Annotated in this window: 22 protein-coding genes; 8 read left to right on the top strand and 14 right to left on the bottom strand. The window is 40.6% G+C overall.

The window, feature by feature from the left end; translation table 11 throughout:
* Positions 1 to 65 precede the first annotated feature (65 nt).
* Complete coding sequence (gene tnpA / locus A3G3_RS0105065) at positions 66 to 476, top strand: IS200/IS605 family transposase (protein WP_019519458.1); 411 nt, start codon at positions 66 to 68, stop codon at positions 474 to 476.
* Positions 477 to 623: 147 nt separating this feature from the next.
* Here the strand turns inward: tnpA and A3G3_RS0105060 are convergent, their stop codons facing one another.
* Both A3G3_RS0105060 and A3G3_RS0105055 read right to left on the bottom strand, forming a co-directional pair.
* Entirely contained in the window at positions 624 to 1,409 is a 786-nt protein-coding gene (locus A3G3_RS0105060) for a hypothetical protein (protein ID WP_019519457.1), read from the bottom strand.
* 24 nt (positions 1,410 to 1,433) lie between these two features.
* A complete protein-coding gene (locus A3G3_RS0105055) occupies positions 1,434 to 1,964 on the bottom strand; it encodes a DUF4442 domain-containing protein (RefSeq protein ID WP_019519456.1) in 531 nt (176 codons plus the stop codon).
* Between the two features lie 179 nt (positions 1,965 to 2,143).
* Here A3G3_RS0105055 and uvrC point away from each other — a divergent pair, with 179 nt between their 5' ends.
* The 3 genes from uvrC to A3G3_RS0105040 all read left to right on the top strand — a co-directional run bounded on the left by uvrC (position 2,144) and on the right by A3G3_RS0105040 (position 5,570).
* Complete coding sequence (uvrC, locus tag A3G3_RS0105050) at positions 2,144 to 4,021, top strand: excinuclease ABC subunit UvrC (protein ID WP_083908843.1); 1,878 nt, start codon at positions 2,144 to 2,146, stop codon at positions 4,019 to 4,021.
* Positions 4,022 to 4,099: 78 nt separating this feature from the next.
* Positions 4,100 to 4,795: a molybdate ABC transporter permease subunit gene (modB, locus tag A3G3_RS0105045; protein WP_019519454.1), complete on the top strand. Its 696-nt coding sequence runs from the start codon at positions 4,100 to 4,102 to the stop codon at positions 4,793 to 4,795.
* A 154-nt stretch (positions 4,796 to 4,949) separates the two neighbouring features.
* Positions 4,950 to 5,570: an ATP-binding cassette domain-containing protein gene (locus A3G3_RS0105040; protein ID WP_019519453.1), complete on the top strand. Its 621-nt coding sequence runs from the start codon at positions 4,950 to 4,952 to the stop codon at positions 5,568 to 5,570.
* A gap of 17 nt (positions 5,571 to 5,587) precedes the next feature.
* Here A3G3_RS0105040 and can read toward each other — a convergent pair whose 3' ends face one another.
* The 11 genes from can to A3G3_RS0104980 form a co-directional block, all read right to left on the bottom strand.
* A complete protein-coding gene (gene can / locus A3G3_RS0105035) occupies positions 5,588 to 6,211 on the bottom strand; it encodes a carbonate dehydratase (protein WP_026212854.1) in 624 nt (207 codons plus the stop codon).
* A gap of 205 nt (positions 6,212 to 6,416) precedes the next feature.
* A complete protein-coding gene (locus A3G3_RS0105030) occupies positions 6,417 to 7,124 on the bottom strand; it encodes a response regulator (RefSeq protein WP_019519451.1) in 708 nt (235 codons plus the stop codon).
* Positions 7,125 to 7,448: 324 nt separating this feature from the next.
* The gene (locus tag A3G3_RS0105020) at positions 7,449 to 7,865 is read right to left on the bottom strand and encodes a F0F1 ATP synthase subunit epsilon (protein ID WP_019519449.1); all 417 of its coding nucleotides are present in this window, start codon (positions 7,863 to 7,865) and stop codon (positions 7,449 to 7,451) included.
* Between the two features lie 124 nt (positions 7,866 to 7,989).
* Positions 7,990 to 9,390 (bottom strand): F0F1 ATP synthase subunit beta, encoded by a 1,401-nt coding sequence (gene atpD, locus A3G3_RS0105015; RefSeq protein ID WP_019519448.1) that lies wholly within the window; start codon positions 9,388 to 9,390, stop codon positions 7,990 to 7,992.
* A gap of 25 nt (positions 9,391 to 9,415) precedes the next feature.
* Positions 9,416 to 10,294, bottom strand: a complete 879-nt coding sequence (atpG, locus tag A3G3_RS0105010; RefSeq protein ID WP_019519447.1) for a F0F1 ATP synthase subunit gamma — start codon at positions 10,292 to 10,294, stop codon at positions 9,416 to 9,418.
* A 149-nt stretch (positions 10,295 to 10,443) separates the two neighbouring features.
* The gene (gene atpA / locus A3G3_RS0105005; RefSeq protein ID WP_019519446.1) at positions 10,444 to 11,988 is read right to left on the bottom strand and encodes a F0F1 ATP synthase subunit alpha; all 1,545 of its coding nucleotides are present in this window, start codon (positions 11,986 to 11,988) and stop codon (positions 10,444 to 10,446) included.
* A 70-nt stretch (positions 11,989 to 12,058) separates the two neighbouring features.
* Positions 12,059 to 12,661, bottom strand: a complete 603-nt coding sequence (locus A3G3_RS0105000; RefSeq protein WP_019519445.1) for a F0F1 ATP synthase subunit delta — start codon at positions 12,659 to 12,661, stop codon at positions 12,059 to 12,061.
* A 25-nt stretch (positions 12,662 to 12,686) separates the two neighbouring features.
* Positions 12,687 to 13,157 carry a F0F1 ATP synthase subunit B gene (locus A3G3_RS0104995; protein WP_019519444.1) on the bottom strand — a complete coding sequence of 157 codons (471 nt, stop codon included), beginning with the start codon at positions 13,155 to 13,157 and terminating at the stop codon, positions 12,687 to 12,689.
* An 83-nt stretch (positions 13,158 to 13,240) separates the two neighbouring features.
* On the bottom strand, positions 13,241 to 13,468 hold the full coding sequence (atpE, locus tag A3G3_RS0104990; protein ID WP_264622234.1) for a F0F1 ATP synthase subunit C: 228 nt from the start codon (positions 13,466 to 13,468) through the stop codon (positions 13,241 to 13,243).
* Positions 13,469 to 13,513: 45 nt separating this feature from the next.
* Complete coding sequence (atpB, locus tag A3G3_RS0104985; protein ID WP_019519443.1) at positions 13,514 to 14,398, bottom strand: F0F1 ATP synthase subunit A; 885 nt, start codon at positions 14,396 to 14,398, stop codon at positions 13,514 to 13,516.
* Positions 14,399 to 14,716: 318 nt separating this feature from the next.
* Positions 14,717 to 15,118: an ATP synthase subunit I gene (locus A3G3_RS0104980; RefSeq protein ID WP_019519442.1), complete on the bottom strand. Its 402-nt coding sequence runs from the start codon at positions 15,116 to 15,118 to the stop codon at positions 14,717 to 14,719.
* A gap of 355 nt (positions 15,119 to 15,473) precedes the next feature.
* On the opposite strand from A3G3_RS0104980, the gene A3G3_RS0104970 reads away from it, so the two are divergent.
* From A3G3_RS0104970 to gluQRS, 4 genes are all read left to right on the top strand, one after another.
* Positions 15,474 to 16,022 (top strand): Fur family transcriptional regulator, encoded by a 549-nt coding sequence (locus tag A3G3_RS0104970; protein WP_156802101.1) that lies wholly within the window; start codon positions 15,474 to 15,476, stop codon positions 16,020 to 16,022.
* A 147-nt stretch (positions 16,023 to 16,169) separates the two neighbouring features.
* Positions 16,170 to 17,054, top strand: a complete 885-nt coding sequence (locus tag A3G3_RS0104965) for a metallophosphoesterase (RefSeq protein WP_019519439.1) — start codon at positions 16,170 to 16,172, stop codon at positions 17,052 to 17,054.
* Between the two features lie 151 nt (positions 17,055 to 17,205).
* On the top strand, positions 17,206 to 17,643 hold the full coding sequence (gene dksA, locus A3G3_RS0104960) for an RNA polymerase-binding protein DksA (protein WP_019519438.1): 438 nt from the start codon (positions 17,206 to 17,208) through the stop codon (positions 17,641 to 17,643).
* 33 nt (positions 17,644 to 17,676) lie between these two features.
* Positions 17,677 to 18,657, top strand: a complete 981-nt coding sequence (gene gluQRS / locus A3G3_RS0104955; RefSeq protein ID WP_019519437.1) for a tRNA glutamyl-Q(34) synthetase GluQRS — start codon at positions 17,677 to 17,679, stop codon at positions 18,655 to 18,657.
* Between the two features lie 17 nt (positions 18,658 to 18,674).
* On the opposite strand, the gene ftsW is transcribed toward gluQRS, so the two are convergent.
* Positions 18,675 to 19,862 (bottom strand): putative lipid II flippase FtsW, encoded by a 1,188-nt coding sequence (gene ftsW, locus A3G3_RS0104950; RefSeq protein ID WP_083908842.1) that lies wholly within the window; start codon positions 19,860 to 19,862, stop codon positions 18,675 to 18,677.
* Positions 19,863 to 19,926 lie beyond the last annotated feature (64 nt).

Here is a 19,926-nt window from a genome sequence, read left to right as displayed (position 1 = left end):
AACTTGAGTGTTTTCATGGGTTTAAGTATAATTGAATTTTTATATTTTACAGTTGGTCTAATTATATGTCAAATGATTTAAGACGTGGTAGGCANGTTGTTTACAATCTTCATGTGCATTTGGTCTTTGTGGCTAAATACCGCAGAAAAGTATTCACTAAAGAGATTTTAGACGATATGCAGGTTATATTTGAGGAAGTCTGCTCAAAGTTTGAAGCTCAATTGGTGGAGTTTGACGGTGAATGCGACCATGTGCATTTATTGGTGGTTTATCCGCCTAAAGTGGCTATTTCTAGTTTGGTAAATAGCTTGAAAGGCGTGTCTAGTCGGTTATTGCGTAAAAAAGAATATCCGTCCATCAAAGGGCAGTTATGGGGCGATGCATTGTGGTCGCCTAGCTATTTTGCAGGTAGTTGTGGTGGTGCTCCAATCGAGATTATCCGCCAGTATATTGAACAGCAGAATACACCACATTAAACAACTTTCTGTGCGTAAGCATGGTTACGGAGTTGCCTTATATCCACCGCCTGAAGTCGGTGGTTTTACAGCAACAGAGGACTAAAAAACAGCCCACTGATAAAAAGTAGGCTTCCTAGAAGTTTTAATGCGATTAAGTAAAAGTTTTTAATTCACCATCACTTGTATCGGTAATTGTTGTTGATTACTCCCATTGCCAAACGTACCATTTTGTTGTGATTGCGTGCCAATATAACCAATGGTAACCCATTGATTTTTATTCATAATCACTGAATTGGCTAAACTTTGTTGATTAACCAGCGTTTGTTGATTGAATTTACCAAATTTGCCATTGGCTTGCGAAATATCCAACGAAACTTGCCCATTGCTAAGCTGTGTCGGTAGCACGCTGATGCCTTGTTCGGCGGTGAGTAAGGTTTGCCCAATCCAAATTTGCGGACGTTGGAAACGGTTGCCATAACCCACATAGGTTTGATTGGTCGGTAAAAGTTGGCTAATACCAATGCTCGCAGGGTTGCCTGACAAGGTTTTAACCTGAAAAAACTGCTGTCCACTCGTCTGCTGTTGGTGGTTCTGCCACTGCCTATGGACAAAGACACGGTTTTGCAACACACCGATTTGTCCATAACCACCATTTTGTTGGCTAAAACTTTGTTCACCCACTCGCACCGACACGGTCAAGGTGGCAGGCAGTTGGTCAATTTGACGGATAAATCGGATAATTTCTCGGTGATTTTCAGGCGTGGTGTTAATAATCAGTCGCCCTTGGTACACCATGACGCTACCGCCGTTTGGCAGTTGGTTAAGCTGTTGTTGTACGATGGGCTGTAGGCTCGCACCACCAAGTGTGTCAAAGACGTAAGTTTTGGCAAAACCACTTACCGTCATCATACTGGCGATTAGAACAACAAATTTTTTAGCATACTTGAACATTATTTTTCCAAAAATTGGGCAATATTAAAAACGTGGATTGATATTTTTTGATTTGCTAAACTCTCGCAAACGAATGTAAAGTTTTTTGTCCACCTTGGCAATTACTTCGCCATTTTCGTCTTTAATATCAACAACATAATCTCGAAATACTGCACTACCATCTTTTGCCAATTCTTTGATGGTGGCGATTTCGTCATGGGTAATCCAAAAATCGGCGGTAACTTTGCTTTTGCCCGCCTTGATAAAATCAATGCTCGCACTTTTGTCCCAGACGACATAATCTTTGCCAAGTGCGTTCATTAACAAGGTCATAAAAAATGGGTCTGTCATGGCGTATAAACTACCGCCAAACTGCGTGCCGACGATGTTTTGGTTAAGTTTTGTTAACGGCATACTAACGCTGATGTGGTGGTTATGAAAGTCAATTTTATCCACTCGCACCCCTGCCCCAAGATACGGGGCGTATAGGCTAAATAATTTGGCAAATAGGCTTGGATTTTGCCAAATATTGAGTTTTTCGCTGACAGTTTTCGTTAACGTTTTGATAAAAGACATAATTTTTCCCCAAAAAATGATTGAAAACTTATCATAAAGTTTTTTTGCTAAAAATCAATGGAAATTTGTAGCTAATATTAAAAATGCAACCTTGCTAAGCTAAAATTTCATATTCAATTTGAAAATATCAACAGCCACACTTATATAAAGGTTAATTTTCAACAATGTTTAACACCATGATGCCAAAACTAAAAAATAACGACACTTTAGAAATTTTAAACGACAATCCAGTTATTACTAATCCTAAACGCAAAGAGCGTTTAGCCCACCTTATCAAAAATTTGCCAAATTTACCCGGCGTGTATCAAATGCTTGGTAAAAATGGTGATATTTTGTACGTTGGCAAAGCCAAATCCTTGAAAAATCGGGTATCTAGCTACTTTGCCAAAACCATTGAACACCCAAAAACTCGTGCATTGGTGCAACGCATTGACAATATTCATACGCTGATTACTCGCTCGGAAACCGAAGCGTTATTGCTTGAGCAAAATTTGATTAAACAGCACCGACCCCCGTATAATGTACTGTTACGAGATGACAAATCCTATCTGTATGTGTTTGTTTCTGCGGATAAATTTCCCCGTTTGGCATACGGTCGTGGTAAAGGGCAACACCAAAAAGGACGGTTTTTTGGACCTTTTCCGTCTGCACATTCTGCCAAAGAAACCTTGTTACTTATGCAAAAAATGTTTCAAGTGCGTCAATGTAGCAACGCTTTTTTTAACGCTCGCAAACGCCCTTGTTTAGAGTACCAAATTAAACGTTGCCGTGCCCCTTGTGTGGGTTTGGTTTCACAGGCAGATTATTTAGAAGATGTGAATAATACCCTACGATTTTTAAAAGGGGAAGGCAACGAATTACAGCAAACCTTGATTGAAAAAATGGAACAATCGGCGGAAAATCTAGACTTTGAACAAGCAGTTTTTTACCGAGACCAGTTGTCTATGCTCCGTGATGTACAGGCAAAACAAGCAGTTTACACGGTCAAAGGCGAAGCGGACATTATCGCCATTAGCCAACAGGCAGGGATTACCTGCGTACACGTCATGAATGTGCGTGGCGGACGAATGCTCGGCGGTAAGAATTATTTCCCCGATGTGGATAGTTTAGAAACGTTAAACGATAATTTATCAGCATTTGTGTCGTCTTTTTATTTTCAAGTAAGCGATGATTTGCCTGATGAAATTATTTTAAGCCATGAACTTGCCGATCAACAAGCGATTACCGAAGCATTAAGTGAAACTTTTGCCAAAAAAGTAGTACTAAAAACCAACGTGCGAGAACAACGTGCCGAATGGCTATCTTTAGCAAAACTAAATAGTAGCAATGCGTTACATAGCAGATTAAGCGATTATCTAGAAATTCAATCACGTTACCAAGCCTTAAAAAATACATTAGCAGAGATTTTAAATGGTCGTACGCTTGACCGTATTGAGTGTTTTGACATTTCGCATACCATGGGCGAAGCGACCATTGCCAGTTGCGTGGTGTGCGATAGCGGTGGACTGCGAAAGCGAGATTATCGCCAGTACGCCATTCATGGGATTGTCGGTGGCGATGATTATGGGGCGATGAAGCAAGTGTTGACACGGCGTTACAGCAAAATGGCGTTACCTGACGTGCTACTGATTGACGGTGGCAAAGGGCAACTTAATATGGCAAAACAAGTGCTAGATGAGCTTGGCAAAACTCATGAAACTTTGCTAATCGGCGTGGCAAAAGGCGAAGGGCGAAAAGCTGGGCTAGAAGTGTTGCATTTTATTGAATATGAGCCTTTGGACTTGCCTGCCGATAGCAAGGCGTTGCACTTGATTATGCACATTCGGGACGAAGCCCATCGTTTTGCCATTACCCAACACCGCAAAAAACGGGACAAACGCCGTAGTAGCTCGGTGTTGGAAGTTATCCCAAATCTTGGTGAAAAACGGCGACGAGATTTGCTATCACATTTTGGCGGTATGCAACAACTGCTAGGGGCATCGCAAGCGGAAATTGAACAAGTCAAAGGTATTGGCAAAGTCATGGCAAATACCATTTATAAAGTATTGCATCAGTAATTTTGCTAAAAATATGCCCAAAATTCTCACTAAAATTGTGCTAAAATAACCAATACGTAAGTAATTTAGCCGTTTATCATGGATTTTTTCACACTCACACCCGAAGAATGGGACATTATCCGCCTATCCTACAAAGTCGCCCTGTGCTGTCTGTTGGTGAACCTTATCCCTGCCATCATCACAGGCTATCTTTTGGCACGGGTAAATTTTTTTGGCAAATCGCTTGTGGAGACGCTCATTTATCTACCGCTTGTGCTACCGCCTGTCGTTCCGGGCTTTGTGCTACTGGTGTTATTTGGTAATAATGGCGTGATTGGTAAATATTTGTCGCCTTTGGGCATTGAGTTTGCCTTTAACTGGAAAGGGGCGGTACTAGCAAGTGCGGTGATGGGCTTTCCGCTCATGGTGCAGTCTGTGCGACTTGCTTTTGAGATGGTGGACACACGCCTTGAAAATGTCGCCAAAACCTTGGGAGCGTCGCATGTTGCCACGTTTTTTAGTGTAAGCCTACCGCTTGCTAAGTCTGGCATTTTGGTGGGGACGATTTTGTCATTTTGCCGAAGTTTAGGCGAATTTGGGGCGACGATTACCTTTGTTGGTAATGTCGAAGGCGAAACTCGGACGCTACCGCTTGCCATGTACACTTTTTTGCAGTCGGTGGATGGTGAGAGTCAAATGGTGCGTTTGCTTGTGTTTTCGGTGGTGGTGGCGTTTAGTGCCTTATGGTTTTCGCAGTGGTATGGACGGCGTGAGCGAGCGAAGTTGCAAAATTAAACTTTTGAAATTATTAAGACAATAGGTTCGAGTTTTGTTCTCGCTAAATTTGTGTTTGCATAAAAAAACGATTACAGTTTGACAAGCTTACTGCGAACAGTTTTTAAGTTTATAAAATTACAATCTTTTAACAATCATTTTAAACTTTATCATCATGCAATTTGACTGTCAATTCACCCTAAAACTTGGCAAAAAAATCATCAATGCCGACATCAGAACCGACAATAAAGTCGTCGGTCTGTTCGGGCATTCAGGCTCTGGCAAAACCAGCATCTTAAACGCCGTCGCAGGTTTATTTGTACCTGCAGACGGACATATCCGTGTGGGTGATAGTGTCTGGTTTGACAAAAAAACAGGTGTAAATGTTAAAGTTCAGCACCGCCGTGTGGGACTGGTTTTCCAAGATGCCCAGTTATTTGTGCATAAAACGGTGCTAAAAAATCTAACCTTTGGCTTTGATAGAATTGACAAAACCGAGCGACAATTTAGCCTTGATGAGATTGTGACTTTATTAAAAATTGAACCCTTATTAGACCGCTTACCGCAATATCTCTCAGGCGGTGAAAAACAGCGTGTGGCACTTGGGCGTGCATTATTGTACTCGCCAAAATTATTATTATTAGACGAGCCGTTATCGGCGTTAGACAGCGAGCATAAGGACGAGATTTTGCCATTTTTTGAGCATATTCGGGATAATTTTGACATTCCGATGATGTATGTGAGTCATGACAAAGCGGAAGTGTTGCAGTTGACCGACCACATCGTTTATTTATAACTTCTTATTTTCCATTTTTATAAGGTATATAAAAACGCATCAGCAAGTTGTTTATAGCTATCAATCGTTACGCTCATATCCCTAATCCGACCATTGTTCAAATCATAAATCCAACCATGCACTGCCAATTTTGCCCCACGATACCACGCATTTTGCACAATCGTGGTGTGGCAAACGTTGGTAACTTGGCGTTTTACATTCAATTCCGCCAACAAATTTACCTGCTCGTCAAGGCTCAAGCCTTCAAAGGCTTCCAAATATTGAAAGTGCATTCCTTTTAGCGAGCGTAGCCAGTTGTCAATCAGCCCATATTCCTTATGCCCCAATGCCGATTTGATACCGCCACAACCGTAATGTCCGCACACGATAATATCTTCCACTTCCAGCACGTCCACCGCATATTGTAACACGGATAACACGTTCATGTCAGTGGCGACCACCATATTGGCAACGTTGCGGTGCACGAACAACTCTCCGGGCATCAGCCCAACCACTTCGTTGGCAGGAATACGACTGTCAGAACAGCCAATCCACAGGTATTTGGGGTTTTGTTGGCGTGCCAAACGTGGAAAATAATCTGGATCACGAGCGGACAAAGTACTTGCCCAAAATTCATTATTGTCTAATAAGTCTTGTAACATGGTTTTGCCATTTTGATAAAAATTGATAATAATCAATAAATTAGCAAATAAAATCTAATTTTACCATGCCTAAAAAGGATAAAAACGTTCAAAGTTTTGGCTAAAAGTGGTAGCTATCTTTAATCATTTAATCCGTAAAAAAAGCCGATCAAAGCCGACTTTTTATTATTTATCAAACTATATTTTGTAAAGTTTAAATTAACAATTAATTTTCTTTTACGAATAAATATCCCTTACTACGCACGGTTTTGATACGTTTTGGATTTTCTGGATCATCACCAATTTTTGGACGAATGCGTGAGATACGCACATCAATTGAACGGTCTTGTCCGTCATATTCAATGCCACGCAAACGTTCAAAAATATCTTCACGTGACAAGATACGCCCTGCATTTGATGCCAATAACCACAATAAATCATNTTCTGCACTGGTGAAATCCACCAACTCATCATTCAACGTTACCGAACGACCGCCGTTATCAATCACCAAATCACCAAACTCAAGACGTTGGTCAACTTCATCAGTCGGTACAACGTCCGAACGGCGTAACAATGCACGAATACGAGCAAGCAATACACGTGGCTGAGCAGGTTTTGCCACATAGTCATCCGCCCCCATCTCCAATCCAAGTACTTGATCCATATCATCAGTACGAGCGGTCAACATCAAAATTGGATTATGATAATGCGGACGCACTTCACGGCACACCGTCAAGCCATCGCTCCCTGGTAACATCACATCAAGCACCACAATATCAGGCTGTTCGTTAATGATACGGCGAATGGCTCGTGTGCCATCCGTTTCAATCGCTACGTCCAAGCCATTTTTACGCAAATAATCCTGCGTTAAGGTCGCCAAACGCTCATCATCTTCTACGATTAACACTTTGGGGGTTAATTCTTCTTCAACCATAGTCATCTCCAAAATTTCATGACAATGCAACTGTGTGTCCAATACACAAGCTTTATCATGACAATAAAAAACATCACAACCTTTGACAACCAACTTGCTGAAGGATAGCTATCAAAATTTTAGTATTAGTAATGTAACGAAAAAACAGCAGTTTTACTATTGTTAAAACGTAACAATATCAAAATTGTAGCAAAAACTGCTAAAAACACAATCATTTTTTGCGAAAAAACCAAAAATAAATTAAAAAACTTACCAAGAACGAAAAAAGATAGTAACCATTGTCACTATCTTTTTTATCAATTCATCGCCATGTTTGACAAGCAATTACGCACGATTGCGGTATTTTTGCAAGGTTTGTAATTGTGCCAACGATTCTGCCAAGGCTGCCATCGCTGCAGATGTATCGATATCTGCTTTTTGATTTTGCAACATTTGCTCGGCTTGACGGCGTGCTTCTGCAATTTTAGCCTCATCAAGGTCATGGGCACGTACTGCAGTATCCGCAAGTACCGTTACCATGTGGGGCTGAACTTCAAGCACACCACCTGAGATATACACCATTTCGTCATTGCCATTGGCGGTTTTGATTTGCATCGCACCAGGTCGCAACATCGTGATATATGGCGTGTGTCCTGCCAAAATCCCCACTTCACCTTCTACACCTGTAGCAATCAGCATACTGATTTCACCTGTGTAAATGGTTTCTCTTGCACTGACGACATTACATTGTAAAGTTGCCACAGTTTTCTCCTAAAGATGATGTTGATGTTTTACAAGGTGTCAATTTATTTTTTTATTTAAAAATTGCTTAAATTTAAATAAAATTTTTTTAATAAATTGACACCGTTAACACGTTATCAATCAATTAGCCACGCAATTTTTCTGCCGCAGCAACAACCTCTTCAATACCACCTTTCATATAGAAAGCTTGTTCTGGTAAGTCATCATATTCACCGTTCAAAATCGCTCTGAAACTTTGAATAGTTTCACGAATTGGTACATATTTACCAGGAGCCCCTGTAAATACTTCGGCAACGTGGAAAGGCTGTGACAAGAAACGTTGGATTTTACGAGCACGGTAAACCACCAATTTATCATCTTCTGACAACTCGTCCATACCCAAAATCGCAATGATGTCTTTTAACTCTTTAAAACGTTGCAACACTTCTTGCACACCACGAGCCACATTATAATGCTCTTCACCGATAACTTGTGGGTCAAGCTGACGAGAAGTAGAATCTAGTGGGTCAACCGCAGGGTAAATACCTTGTGATGCGATATCACGGCTAAGTACAACGGTTGCATCCAAGTGAGCGAAAGTAGTTGCAGGCGAGGGGTCAGTCAAGTCATCCGCAGGAACGTAAACCGCTTGAACAGAAGTAATAGAGCCAGTTTGCGTTGAAGTAATACGCTCTTGTAGCACACCCATTTCTTCTGCCAATGTTGGTTGATAACCTACCGCAGAAGGCATACGACCTAACAATGCTGATACTTCTGTACCTGCAAGGGTATAACGATAAATATTATCTACGAACAATAGAACATCACGACCTTTACCGTTTTCATCTTTTTCATCACGGAAATATTCCGCCATGGTCAAACCTGTTAACGCAACACGTAAACGGTTTCCTGGTGGCTCATTCATCTGACCATAAACCATCGCAACTTTGTCAAGTACACCAGAATCTTTCATTTCGTGGTAAAAGTCATTACCTTCACGAGTGCGCTCACCAACACCAGCAAACACAGACAAACCTGAGTGAGCTTTCGCGATGTTGTTAATAAGTTCCATCATGTTAACGGTTTTACCAACACCTGCACCACCGAACAGACCAACTTTACCACCTTTAGCGAACGGACATAGCAAGTCAATCACTTTAATGCCTGTTTCTAAAAGCTCAGTTGAGTTAGATTGTTCATCATAACTTGGTGCTTCACGATGGATTGACCAAGTTTCTTGATGCTCCACAGGACCTGCTTCGTCAATTGGGCGACCCAACACGTCCATGATACGACCCAGCGTACCTTTACCGACTGGCACAGAGATTGGGTTGCCTGTATTGGTTACAGGTAAGCCACGTTTTAAACCTTCGGTTGAACCCATTGCAATGGTACGCACGATACCATCACCTAATTGTTGTTGCACTTCTAAGGTTGTTTCTGTATTTTCAACTTTTAAAGCATCATAAATTTTTGGCACGCTTTGACGGTCAAATTCAACATCAATCACCGCACCAATAATCTGTACAATACGACCGCTACTCATTACGTTCTCCTTGAATTTAGGTCAATTATGAAACAGCAGCCGCACCGCCAACGATTTCCGAAATTTCACGGGTAATCGCCGCTTGACGCAGCTTGTTGTAAACTAATTGTAATTCTTTAATTAAGTTACCTGCATTATCTGTCGCTGCTTTCATCGCAACCATACGGGCAGACTGCTCAGATGCAATATTTTCTACCACACCTTGATAGACAACAGATTCCACATAACGCCCCATCAAACTATCTACCAAATCTTTAGCAGATGGCTCATAAATATAATCCCAACTATGCTCACGTTTTGCCATGGTTTCATCGTGCAATTCACTTGGAGAAATTGGCACTAACTGATGCACGTTTGGTTTTTGGGTCATGGCATTGATAAACTCATTGTACACCAAATAAATTTCATCAATTTCACCACGATTAAACGCATCAAGCATTACTTGAACAGGCGTACTTAATTGTTCAAAGCTTGGGTTATCACCATAATGCGACTCTGCCGCAATCACCATACCACCAAATGTTTTAAAAAAGCTTACGCCTTTTTGACCAATCACAGCAAAACGGGTTTCAACCGATTGGCTATTTTTTTCTTTGACGTGTTGCATCAATTTTTTAAACAAATTGATATTCAAACCACCTGCCAAACCACGGTCAGACGTTACCACGATATAGCCCACACAGTTAACAGGACGAGTCAACAAATAAGGATGCTTATAATCGGGTGATGCTTTTACCAAATGTGAAACCACTCGACGCATACTGTCAGCATATGGGCGACCTAGTTGCATACGCTCTTGAGCTCGACGCATCTTACTCGCCGCAACCATTTGCATGGCTCGAGTAATTTTTTGGGTACTTTTAATACTAGCAACTTTTGCTCGAATTTCTTTTAAACTTGCCATAAGTAATCCATACAGCTGGGTTTCATGATTAACAGGATTTCGATCAAGCTCATCCTGTTAACAAATTTTTGAAAATAAACAAAGTAAAACTATAACCGATTACTTTGTTTATCGTTCTATGACAATTTACAATAAAACCTATCGGCTAATTAAAATGAATGATTTTGTTTAAATGTTTCAATTGCTGTTTTAAACGTATTTGCAATCTCATCATTGTAATTTGCCGTGTCATCAATTTCTTGCATAAATGCACCATGTTGGTCACGCAAATAACGCAGTAAACCTGCTTCAAAAGCACTAACTTTATTGACAGGTACGTCTGCTAAATAACCTTCGTTAGAGGCATAAATCACCGCAGCTTGTTCAGCGATTGACATTGGTGCGTATTGATGTTGTTTCATCAGTTCGGTAACACGTTGACCGTGGTCAAGTTGTTTACGAGTCGCATCGTCAAGGTCAGAGGCAAACTGAGCAAACGCCGCTAATTCACGATATTGTGCAAGAGCTGTACGAATACCGCCTGACAATTTTTTGATGATTTTGGTTTGGGCTGCACCACCCACACGAGATACTGAGATACCTGCGTTCACCGCTGGACGGATACCTGAGTTAAATAGGCTTGACTCAAGGAAAATCTGACCATCAGTAATTGAAATCACATTGGTTGGTACGAATGCAGACACGTCACCCGCTTGCGTTTCAATGATTGGCAATGCAGTCAATGAACCTGTTTTACCTTTCACTTCACCGTTGGTGAATTTTTCAACATAATCTGCATTAACACGAGATGCACGCTCTAGCAACCGTGAGTGTAGATAGAATACATCACCAGGGTAAGCTTCACGTCCTGGTGGACGACGTAATAGCAATGAGATTTGACGGTAAGCAACCGCTTGTTTTGACAAATCATCATAAATAATTAACGCATCTTCACCACGGTCACGGAAGTACTCACCCATGGTACAACCTGAATAAGGTGCAATGTACTGTAGTGAGGCAGGTTCTGATGCAGATGCCACAACAACGGTTGTATAAGCCAGTGCACCTGTTTCTTCTAATTTACGCACCACGTTAGCAATGGTTGAACGTTTTTGACCAACCGCAACATAAATACATTTAATACCAGAGTCTTTTTGAGCAATAATCGCGTCAATCGCCATTGCAGTTTTACCTGTTTGACGGTCACCGATGATAAGCTCACGTTGACCACGTCCAATTGGAATCATGGTATCAACTGATTTATAACCAGTCATCACAGGCTCATCTACCGATTGACGATCAATTACACCCGGTGCGATTTTTTCAACTTTGTCGGTCAATTTGGCATTGATTGGACCTTTACCATCGATAGGATTGCCCAGTGCATCTACCACACGACCTAGTAACTCAGGCCCAACTGGTACTTCTAAAATACGACCTGTACAGTAGGCTTTTTGACCTTCTTGTAGGGTTAGGTAATCACCTAATACTACCGCACCCACTGAGTCTTGCTCAAGGTTTAATGCCATACCATAGATGCCACCTTCAAACTCAATCATTTCGCCGTACATGGCATCTTCAAGACCATGAATCTGTACGATACCGTCAGATACCATGACAATAGTGCCTTCATTTTTTGCTGTGGCACCCGCAGTCAGGTCTTGAATTCGCTGCTTAATCAGATTACTGATTTCCGCTGGATTCAATTGTTGCATTGCACTGTTTCCTTAAATAGATACCAATTGCTAACCATGGATTTTTGCGATGTTGCAAAAACGCATCAACTTAGGCAATTAGCTGTGTTTTTAACTGTTTTAATTTGCCACGTACAGAGTCATCAATGACTTTATCACCGACTTTAATCGTGATACCACCAATCAAATTTGGGTCAACGTCAACGTGTAGCACTACATCTGCATTAAATGAAGTTGCCAAACGGTTTTCCAACAATAGCTCTTGTGCTTTAGTGAGTGGATAAGCAGACGTGACGTGAGCATTGATTTCTTTGGCATCGGTCGCTTTTAACAAACCAAAACGCTCATGGATATAAGGCAATAATGCCAAACGCTCTTGCTCGGCAAGTTGTGTTAAGTAGTTCACAAATGCGTCACTATTTACCTGTTGTCCACCGTCAATCGCTGTGCTTAAAGTTTTAAACACATTATTGCTATCATCAGGTGCGGTTTGGTTATAAAGTTCGGTTAAAGTGGTAACTTTACTCGTGGCTGCAATCGCTGGATTATGTAGATACTCTGCAAATGCCTTATCGCTTACGATGGCATTCATCACCGCTAAGTAGTCTTGCCATTCATTGATAGCATGATGCTCTTTAGCATAATCAAATGCTGCTTTTGCATAGGGTCTTGCTAAGGTTGATAAATCAGCCATCATATCCTCACTGTACTGTTGCCACTTATAACTTTGCCGCCAATTGGTTTAGCATATTGGCATGGGCTTCTGGATTGACCTTTTCTTGTAAAATTTTCTCAGCACCTAATACAGCAAGTTCGGCAACTTCGGCACGAAGGCTTTCACGGGCTTTGCTAATTTCTTGGTCAACTGCATCACGGGCTTGTTGGCGAATACGTTCACCTTCAGCTTGTGCTTGCAGTTTGGCATCTTCAATCATTTGATTGGCACTTTTGTTGGCTTGCTCAATGAGTGATGCCGCTTTTGCTTTTGCTGCTGCCAGTTCTTGTTCTGCAGCCGCACCAGCGGTCGCCAAATCAGCTTTTGCTTTTTCGGCAGCATTCAAACCATCTGCAATTTTGCGTTGACGGTCTGCAATAGCGGCAGCCAATGGTGGCCACACAAACTTCATGCAAAACATCACAAAGATGGCAAATGCAATGGATTGTCCGATTAGGGTTGCATTGATATTCACGTAGAATCCCTCGTTAATTAAGTTTCTTCAATTCCTCGCCCACACACCTAATCGTTGTGGACGGTGTACTGACAGCTTACCTATTAACCTGCTAAAGGATTAGCGAATAACAATAGCATTGCGATACCAACACCAATCATTGGCACAGCATCAAGAAGACCCGCTACGATGAACATACGAGTTTGTAATTGTGAGCCAAGTTCTGGTTGACGGGCTACGCTCTCTAAGAATTTACCACCTAAAATCGCAAAACCAATACCTGTGGCTAATGCACCTAAACCGATAAGTAAAGCAACGGCTAATACGGTCATGCTTGCTAGTTCTGGAGTCATCGAGATATCCTCATTGTTAAAAAATTAATGGTCAGTTTGGCTTGCAGCACTTAGATAAATGATGGTTAACATCATAAAAATAAACGCTTGCAAAGTGATTACTAAAATGTGGAAGATAGCCCACGGAACAGATAATACCCATTGCAAATAAAACGGCATCAGGGCAATCAACACAAAAATCAACTCACCAGCATACATATTACCAAAAAGTCGTAAGCCTAATGAAATTGGTTTTGCGATGAGCGTTACAGTTTCTAAAATGAAGTTAACAGGGATTAACGCAATTTTAGCCACCGGATTGTTAGCACTAAATGGATGTAGGGTTAACTCACCAATAAATCCACCAAAGCCTTTTTCCTTAATAGAATAAATAATAATCAACGCAAATACTGACAATGACATACCCAAAGTTACGTTCGGGTCAGTACTTGGTACAATTTTCATATACACATGGTGCGGGTCATGCCCCATTGCTTCACCGATTTTTTGTGCCAAAACTGGGATATAATCAATTGGGATTAAATCCATCAAGTTCATTAAAAAAATCCACACAAAAATCGTTAACGCAAGTGGTGCGATTAACTTTGACGTACCATGATACGATTCTCGCACATTACTATCAACAAATTCAACAATCATTTCAATAAAGGCTTGTAATTTTGATGGAATGCCTGACGTTGCTTTTTTACCAACCAAATAAAACAGTCCACAAAAGAAAATACCAAGCCCAATTGACCATAGCATAGAATCTAAATGAATGGCATTAAAGCCCATCGCTGCAGCTTCAGCTTGCGTTTCAGCAACTTTCCAGCCAAGCTCTGGGTGATGACCATACGTCCAGTTTGTCAAATGGTGCTGAATATACTCATTTGAAGTAACTTCGTGTGCGTGAGCGGTTGCGTCTGCCATAGTCTTCACTTTTTTGTCTATTGTGAGTCAATAAAAAAATTTTGGTGCAACCGATTAGCTAAATTTAAATAAAAAAGCTACCATTCGCACCTTTTTGAAAATCCCGTGTATATTAATGCAAATGTTACCTTTTTGTAAAGGTTTAAATTAAAAATTTTTGTATGAAATTGCATTTTTTTTTACAAAAAATTAAAATTTATTAAAAAATATCGGTAAATATCCAAAAAATTAAAATTTTCGTCATTTTTTAAGATATTTTGCAAAAAATTTATCTTGCAAACATCTTATTTTTTGTAATTAAATTCTTACGTATTTCTATCAAGATTGTAACTGAAAACTTAATACCGCATGACTAATTTGTAGCACGATAAAACCAACAAACACCCAAACTGCTAACAACGGCTTTAAACCAATAAAAATCCCTGCAAATCCGACAAAAGTAATGAACCACTTTACCATGGTCGCCTGATACATCCGATGCACGATTTGGCGTTGCTGACTTGCCCCAGTTACACCCAACGCAATTTTGGCAAATACCAACTGCCCTACCCACGCCAACACCGCACCTGCCAACAAATTTTTACTAATGACAAAACCCACCTTAGCAAAAATGATATCCAAACCAATACCTATCACCACCAACGCCAATATAATCCAAGACTGTCGACCAATGGCTTTTTGAATGTGGTACGGTTGAAAACGGGGTTGCGGTTTTGTCATGATAGGCTAAATCTGGTGGAAAAGGCGTTTAAATGGCAAATTAAGACAGACTGGCTTGAAAAATGTGAAAATACGCCTTATTATAGTGGGTCATAACGTTTGGTGCAAGTTTTCGCCTTTGGCTATTGTAAGAACCTGCATTCACAACCTTACGCAGTTAATTTTCACTTTGAAAAATAAAACCAAAGTTTGCTTTTGCATGAAAACTGGCTAAATCTTGCTTTTCCGCGTCGAAAACTTGATTGATAGAATGACTATCAACCTGCGTTTTTTCCTTGAAAAGCGGGCGATTTATCGCATTTTTCATTGCAAAAACGTTATGAATACAGGTTCTAATTTTTTTTGTGGTGAGTTTATGTCTAAAACCCTTTATCAGCACAGCCCACACCCCATTCAACACGTGGACGGTACACTCGCACCAAGTGATGCGGTGGCACATTCTGCCAGTTGCCAGCATTGTCATCAGCCTGACAGTATTGAACGCTCGCTTGTGTTAGCCAAAGAAACCTGTGCCAGTCAAGGCGTGCGTTTTACACCACTGCGTGAACAAGTGTACCGATTAATTTTGGAATCTGCAACGCCGATTGGGGCGTATGAGCTGTTAGCAAAACTGCAAGAAACCTCCGAAAAACCCCTTGCCCCACCGACCATTTATCGAAGTTTGGATTTTTTATTGGAACTCGGTTTTATTCACCAACTCAGTGGTACTAAAACTTTTTTTGCCTGTTGCCGACCCGACGACCAACATACCGCAACTTTTTTAATTTGTCAAAAATGTGGCGATGTGCAAGAATTAGGCCACGACACGCTAGATAATTTGCTCGGCGAACTTGCCAAACAAGCCCAATTTGTCATAAAGTCTAGCGTAATTGAGCTGTCAGGCATTTGCCAAAAATGTCAATAAAGTTAGCATTTTGATATTATTTAGCAAATATTTTTTAGCTTTTTTACAAAATAAAATTCTATTTACCCTTGATTTTGTTTAAAATTCATGTAAAATACATCATTTTTTAATCAATAAATGTCCACATTCCAACAAAGGATATCGCTTTTGAGTACGTCTGTTTGTTTGCATCATCGGACCGCTTGCCCGCTTGATAATTTACAGGTTGTCGAGTCAATCATTCCCAAAAATTCTGAATTTGTGCAATTAGTACAAATTAGCGATTTGCATTTATATGAAAATACGGAACAATTGTACTGTAATATCAATCCCAAAGCCAATTTGGATGCCATTATGGCAATGATAGAGCAGGATTTTGCCAAGCGAGATTTGTTGGCAATTACAGGCGATTTGTTACAAGAACCGACCGAAGCGAACTATACCCAACTTTTTGATTATTTTGATAAATTTAGTTCCCCTTATGTGGCGATTTCGGGCAATCATGATGTGACGATGGAGTTAGACAGTCATTTGCCATTTTTTCAGCGTCGTCATGTCGGTATTCATGCCGATAAACGCCTAAAAAATTGTCATGTGGTGGCAACGCCGATTTGGGACATTGTTTTTTTGGATAGCAGTTGTAAAGGTGAGATTTGGGGCTGTTTTTGTCAACGTAGTTTAGATTGGTTAAGTCAAACTTTAGCCACTCGGCAAAAACCGTGTATTATTTTTTGTCATCATCCGATGTTTAACGTCGGTTCAGCATGGATTGATAATCATCGACTGAAAAATAGCGATGATTTTTGGCAAGCAATTTTACCCTTTAAGAGTCAAATTAAAGGGATTTTTGTGGGTCATGTACATCAGGAATTTTCTAGTATTATCAATGAGATATCCGTTTTTACCACGCCATCCACGTCCGCTCAATTTCTGCCAAATCAAGATGAATATGGGATTGATAATAGCCATGCAGGTTTACGTTGGATAACATTATATAACAATGCAACACTTGCAACAGGCGTTAAAAGAATACAAACTGTGCCACCTTTTTAAGGTTAGCTAGAATTAGCGTTGAATTTTTGCGACTTGCCCCCATTGTTTAGGGCAAATTTTAACATTTGTGATTGGTAAACTTTTGTTTATAAATTTGTAAAAATCTGTTTTTACCTTTTTTTAACCAATAACAAATTTTTTGGAGAACTGTATGACAGCCACTCAGACTGAACAAAATGTTAGTTTTACCCCATATCAAGCCAAAGACGGCGAAGAATATATGAACGACGCTCAGCTCGAGCATTTTACCCAAATTTTAGAAGCATGGAAAGCTCAGCTATTAGCCGAAGCAGAAAGTACCAAGTCTTATATCCAAGACGAATCAACGGCGATGCCTGATATCAACGACCGTGCGACACAAGAAGAAGAATTTGCCTTAGCCTTGCGAACTCGAGACCGTGAACGCAAACTCATTCGCAAAATTGATAAATCATTGGCAGAGATTGAAAGTGGCGACTATGGTTTTTGTGAAACCTGTGGCGTGGAAATCGGACTACGTCGCCTAGAAGCTCGCCCCACTGCCACCCAATGTATTGACTGCAAAACCTTATCAGAAATCAAAGAAAAGCAAGCATGGGGACATGCTTAACCGACCCTTTGCCCTGTCCATATTGTTATGCTAATGTCGCCATCTGCCACAACGACAACGCCTGTTATCGGGCGTTTTGCACCGTCTCCGACAGGTAGTTTGCACATTGGCTCACTCGTCACCGCCGTTGCCAGTTTTTGTCTTGCCAAAAAAGCAGGGGGCAAATGGCTATTACGCATTGAAGATGTTGATGATGAACGCTGTCATGCTAGGTTTAGCCAACAAATTTTGGCAGATTTAACACGATTGGACTTACATTGGGACGGTGATGTTTATTATCAATCGCAACATCTTGATTTATATCATGAAATTTTGGAAAATCAACTCGGTTCGGTGAGTTATGGTTGTGATTGTAGCCGAAAATCTATTCAACAGTTTTACCAAAACCAGCCCAGCTTTGCTGATAAGCTATCAGAACAAAATCCGCTGATTTATCCAAAGATTTGTGAGCATAAAAATTTAGGCAAACATCATGCGGTACGCTTAATCATGCCTGATAAGAATATTGATTTTTTTGATAACTATCAAGGACTTATCATTGATAACCCACAGTATAGCCAAGGTGATATCGTGGTACGTCGCCGACAAGTTTTTAACCAAAATTCACAAAACACACCGCAAAAAGGTATGATTAATTATATGCTTGCGGTGGTGGTGGATGATATCGCCCAAGGCGTTAATCAAATCGTGCGTGGTTTGGATATTTTGCCGTTAACCACTGCTCAACTGGCGATTTATGACTATTTACAAATGCCGATTGTCAAAGATTATTACCATTTGCCGATTTTGATTAATGATAAAGGGCAAAAACTTTCTAAACAAACCCTTGCCGAGCCGATTGAGCATTATAATGCCCAAGATTTGTTACAACTTGCGTTAAAGTTTTTGGGGCAACAACCCGTTGAAAAAAATTCGCCCGAAGTGATGTTACAACAGGCGATAGCACAATGGCAAGATGAGAAATTGGTTGGCAAACAGCAGTTATTTTGTCCGCCATTATCAGATTTGATTTAACCATTTATTGAGAAGTATTAATAATAGCGAGCTTCTGTGGGTGAGATTTTTGGGCTATCTTTAATAATTCTTAATAAAATACCGATTATAATTAAGTTTACCACCATAGACGAGCCACCATAACTAAAAAATGGCATGGTTAAACCCTTAGTTGGCAAAATCCCAAGCGTCATGCCTGCATTGACGAAGGCTTGCCCAAAAAACAATACTCCCACGCCAAACGCAAAATAACTCAGACGGCTTTGACGACGTTTTAGCGTGTCATAACTGATTTTCATTACCACCCAAATCAGCAAAATTTGTAAACTTAGCAAAAATACCACGCCGACCAAGCCTAATTCTTCGCCTGTAATTGCCAATAAAAAGTCCGTGTGAGCTTCGGGCAGATGGGCTAGTTTTTGGATACTTTCGCCATAGCCCACGCCTGTCCATTCGCCACGTGCGAACGCCACGATACTGCGTCCGAGCTGATAATCGCTATCTCGCAAATCATCAAATGGATCAATAAATGAAGTTACTCGCTTTAAACGATAGCCTGCGGTTAGAATCGCAAGTACCACACCAACCGACACCGAGCCGAGTAAAATCATCACCAATCGCATGGGCAAGCCTGCTACAAAAATCATCGCCCCCATACAACCGATAATAATCACCACCGAGCCAAAATCTGGCTGAAGCATAATCGCTAAAATCATAAAAAAGGCAACACCACACAAACGGATAAAGCCTGTTGCCTGATACCGTACTTCATCTACTCGCCTTACCAAGAAATCAGCGGTAAACAAAATCATCGCCAACTTCGCCAATTCTGCAGGTTGAAAATTAATTGACCCAATCTCAATCCAACGCCGACTACCGTTAATTACCGAACCAAATATCACGGTATAAATAATCATTGCCAAACAGCCAAGTAACACAAAAAAACTGGTATTGGTACGAAAAATCGTCCGCAACGGTACACAATACACGATAAAACCAAAAATAATCCCAATCATCATATATGATAATTGATTGATAAAAAATTTGAGTGGATACATATTGTTAAGTTCGGCAAACGAAATCGATGCCGATGTCACCATGAGCAAGCTCATGACCATAATCATGCCAACACAGCTGATTAACACGGACGACAGCGACGGTAACCAGCGTTTTTCCTTGGCCGTTGGACTTGCTAGATGAGAAAAAGAAGAACTGCGTATTGGCATAACCCAACCTAATCTTAGATTTTTTAATTAACACAAAAGTATTTTTGACATTATTTCTCAAAAA

Origin of the sequence: Moraxella boevrei DSM 14165 (assembly GCF_000379845.1) — a bacterium.
GTDB classification, from domain to species: Bacteria; Pseudomonadota; Gammaproteobacteria; order Pseudomonadales; family Moraxellaceae; genus Faucicola; species Faucicola boevrei.
The sequence above is the reverse complement of the archived record's forward strand: the minus strand, read 5'-3'. Positions and strand labels throughout refer to the sequence as shown.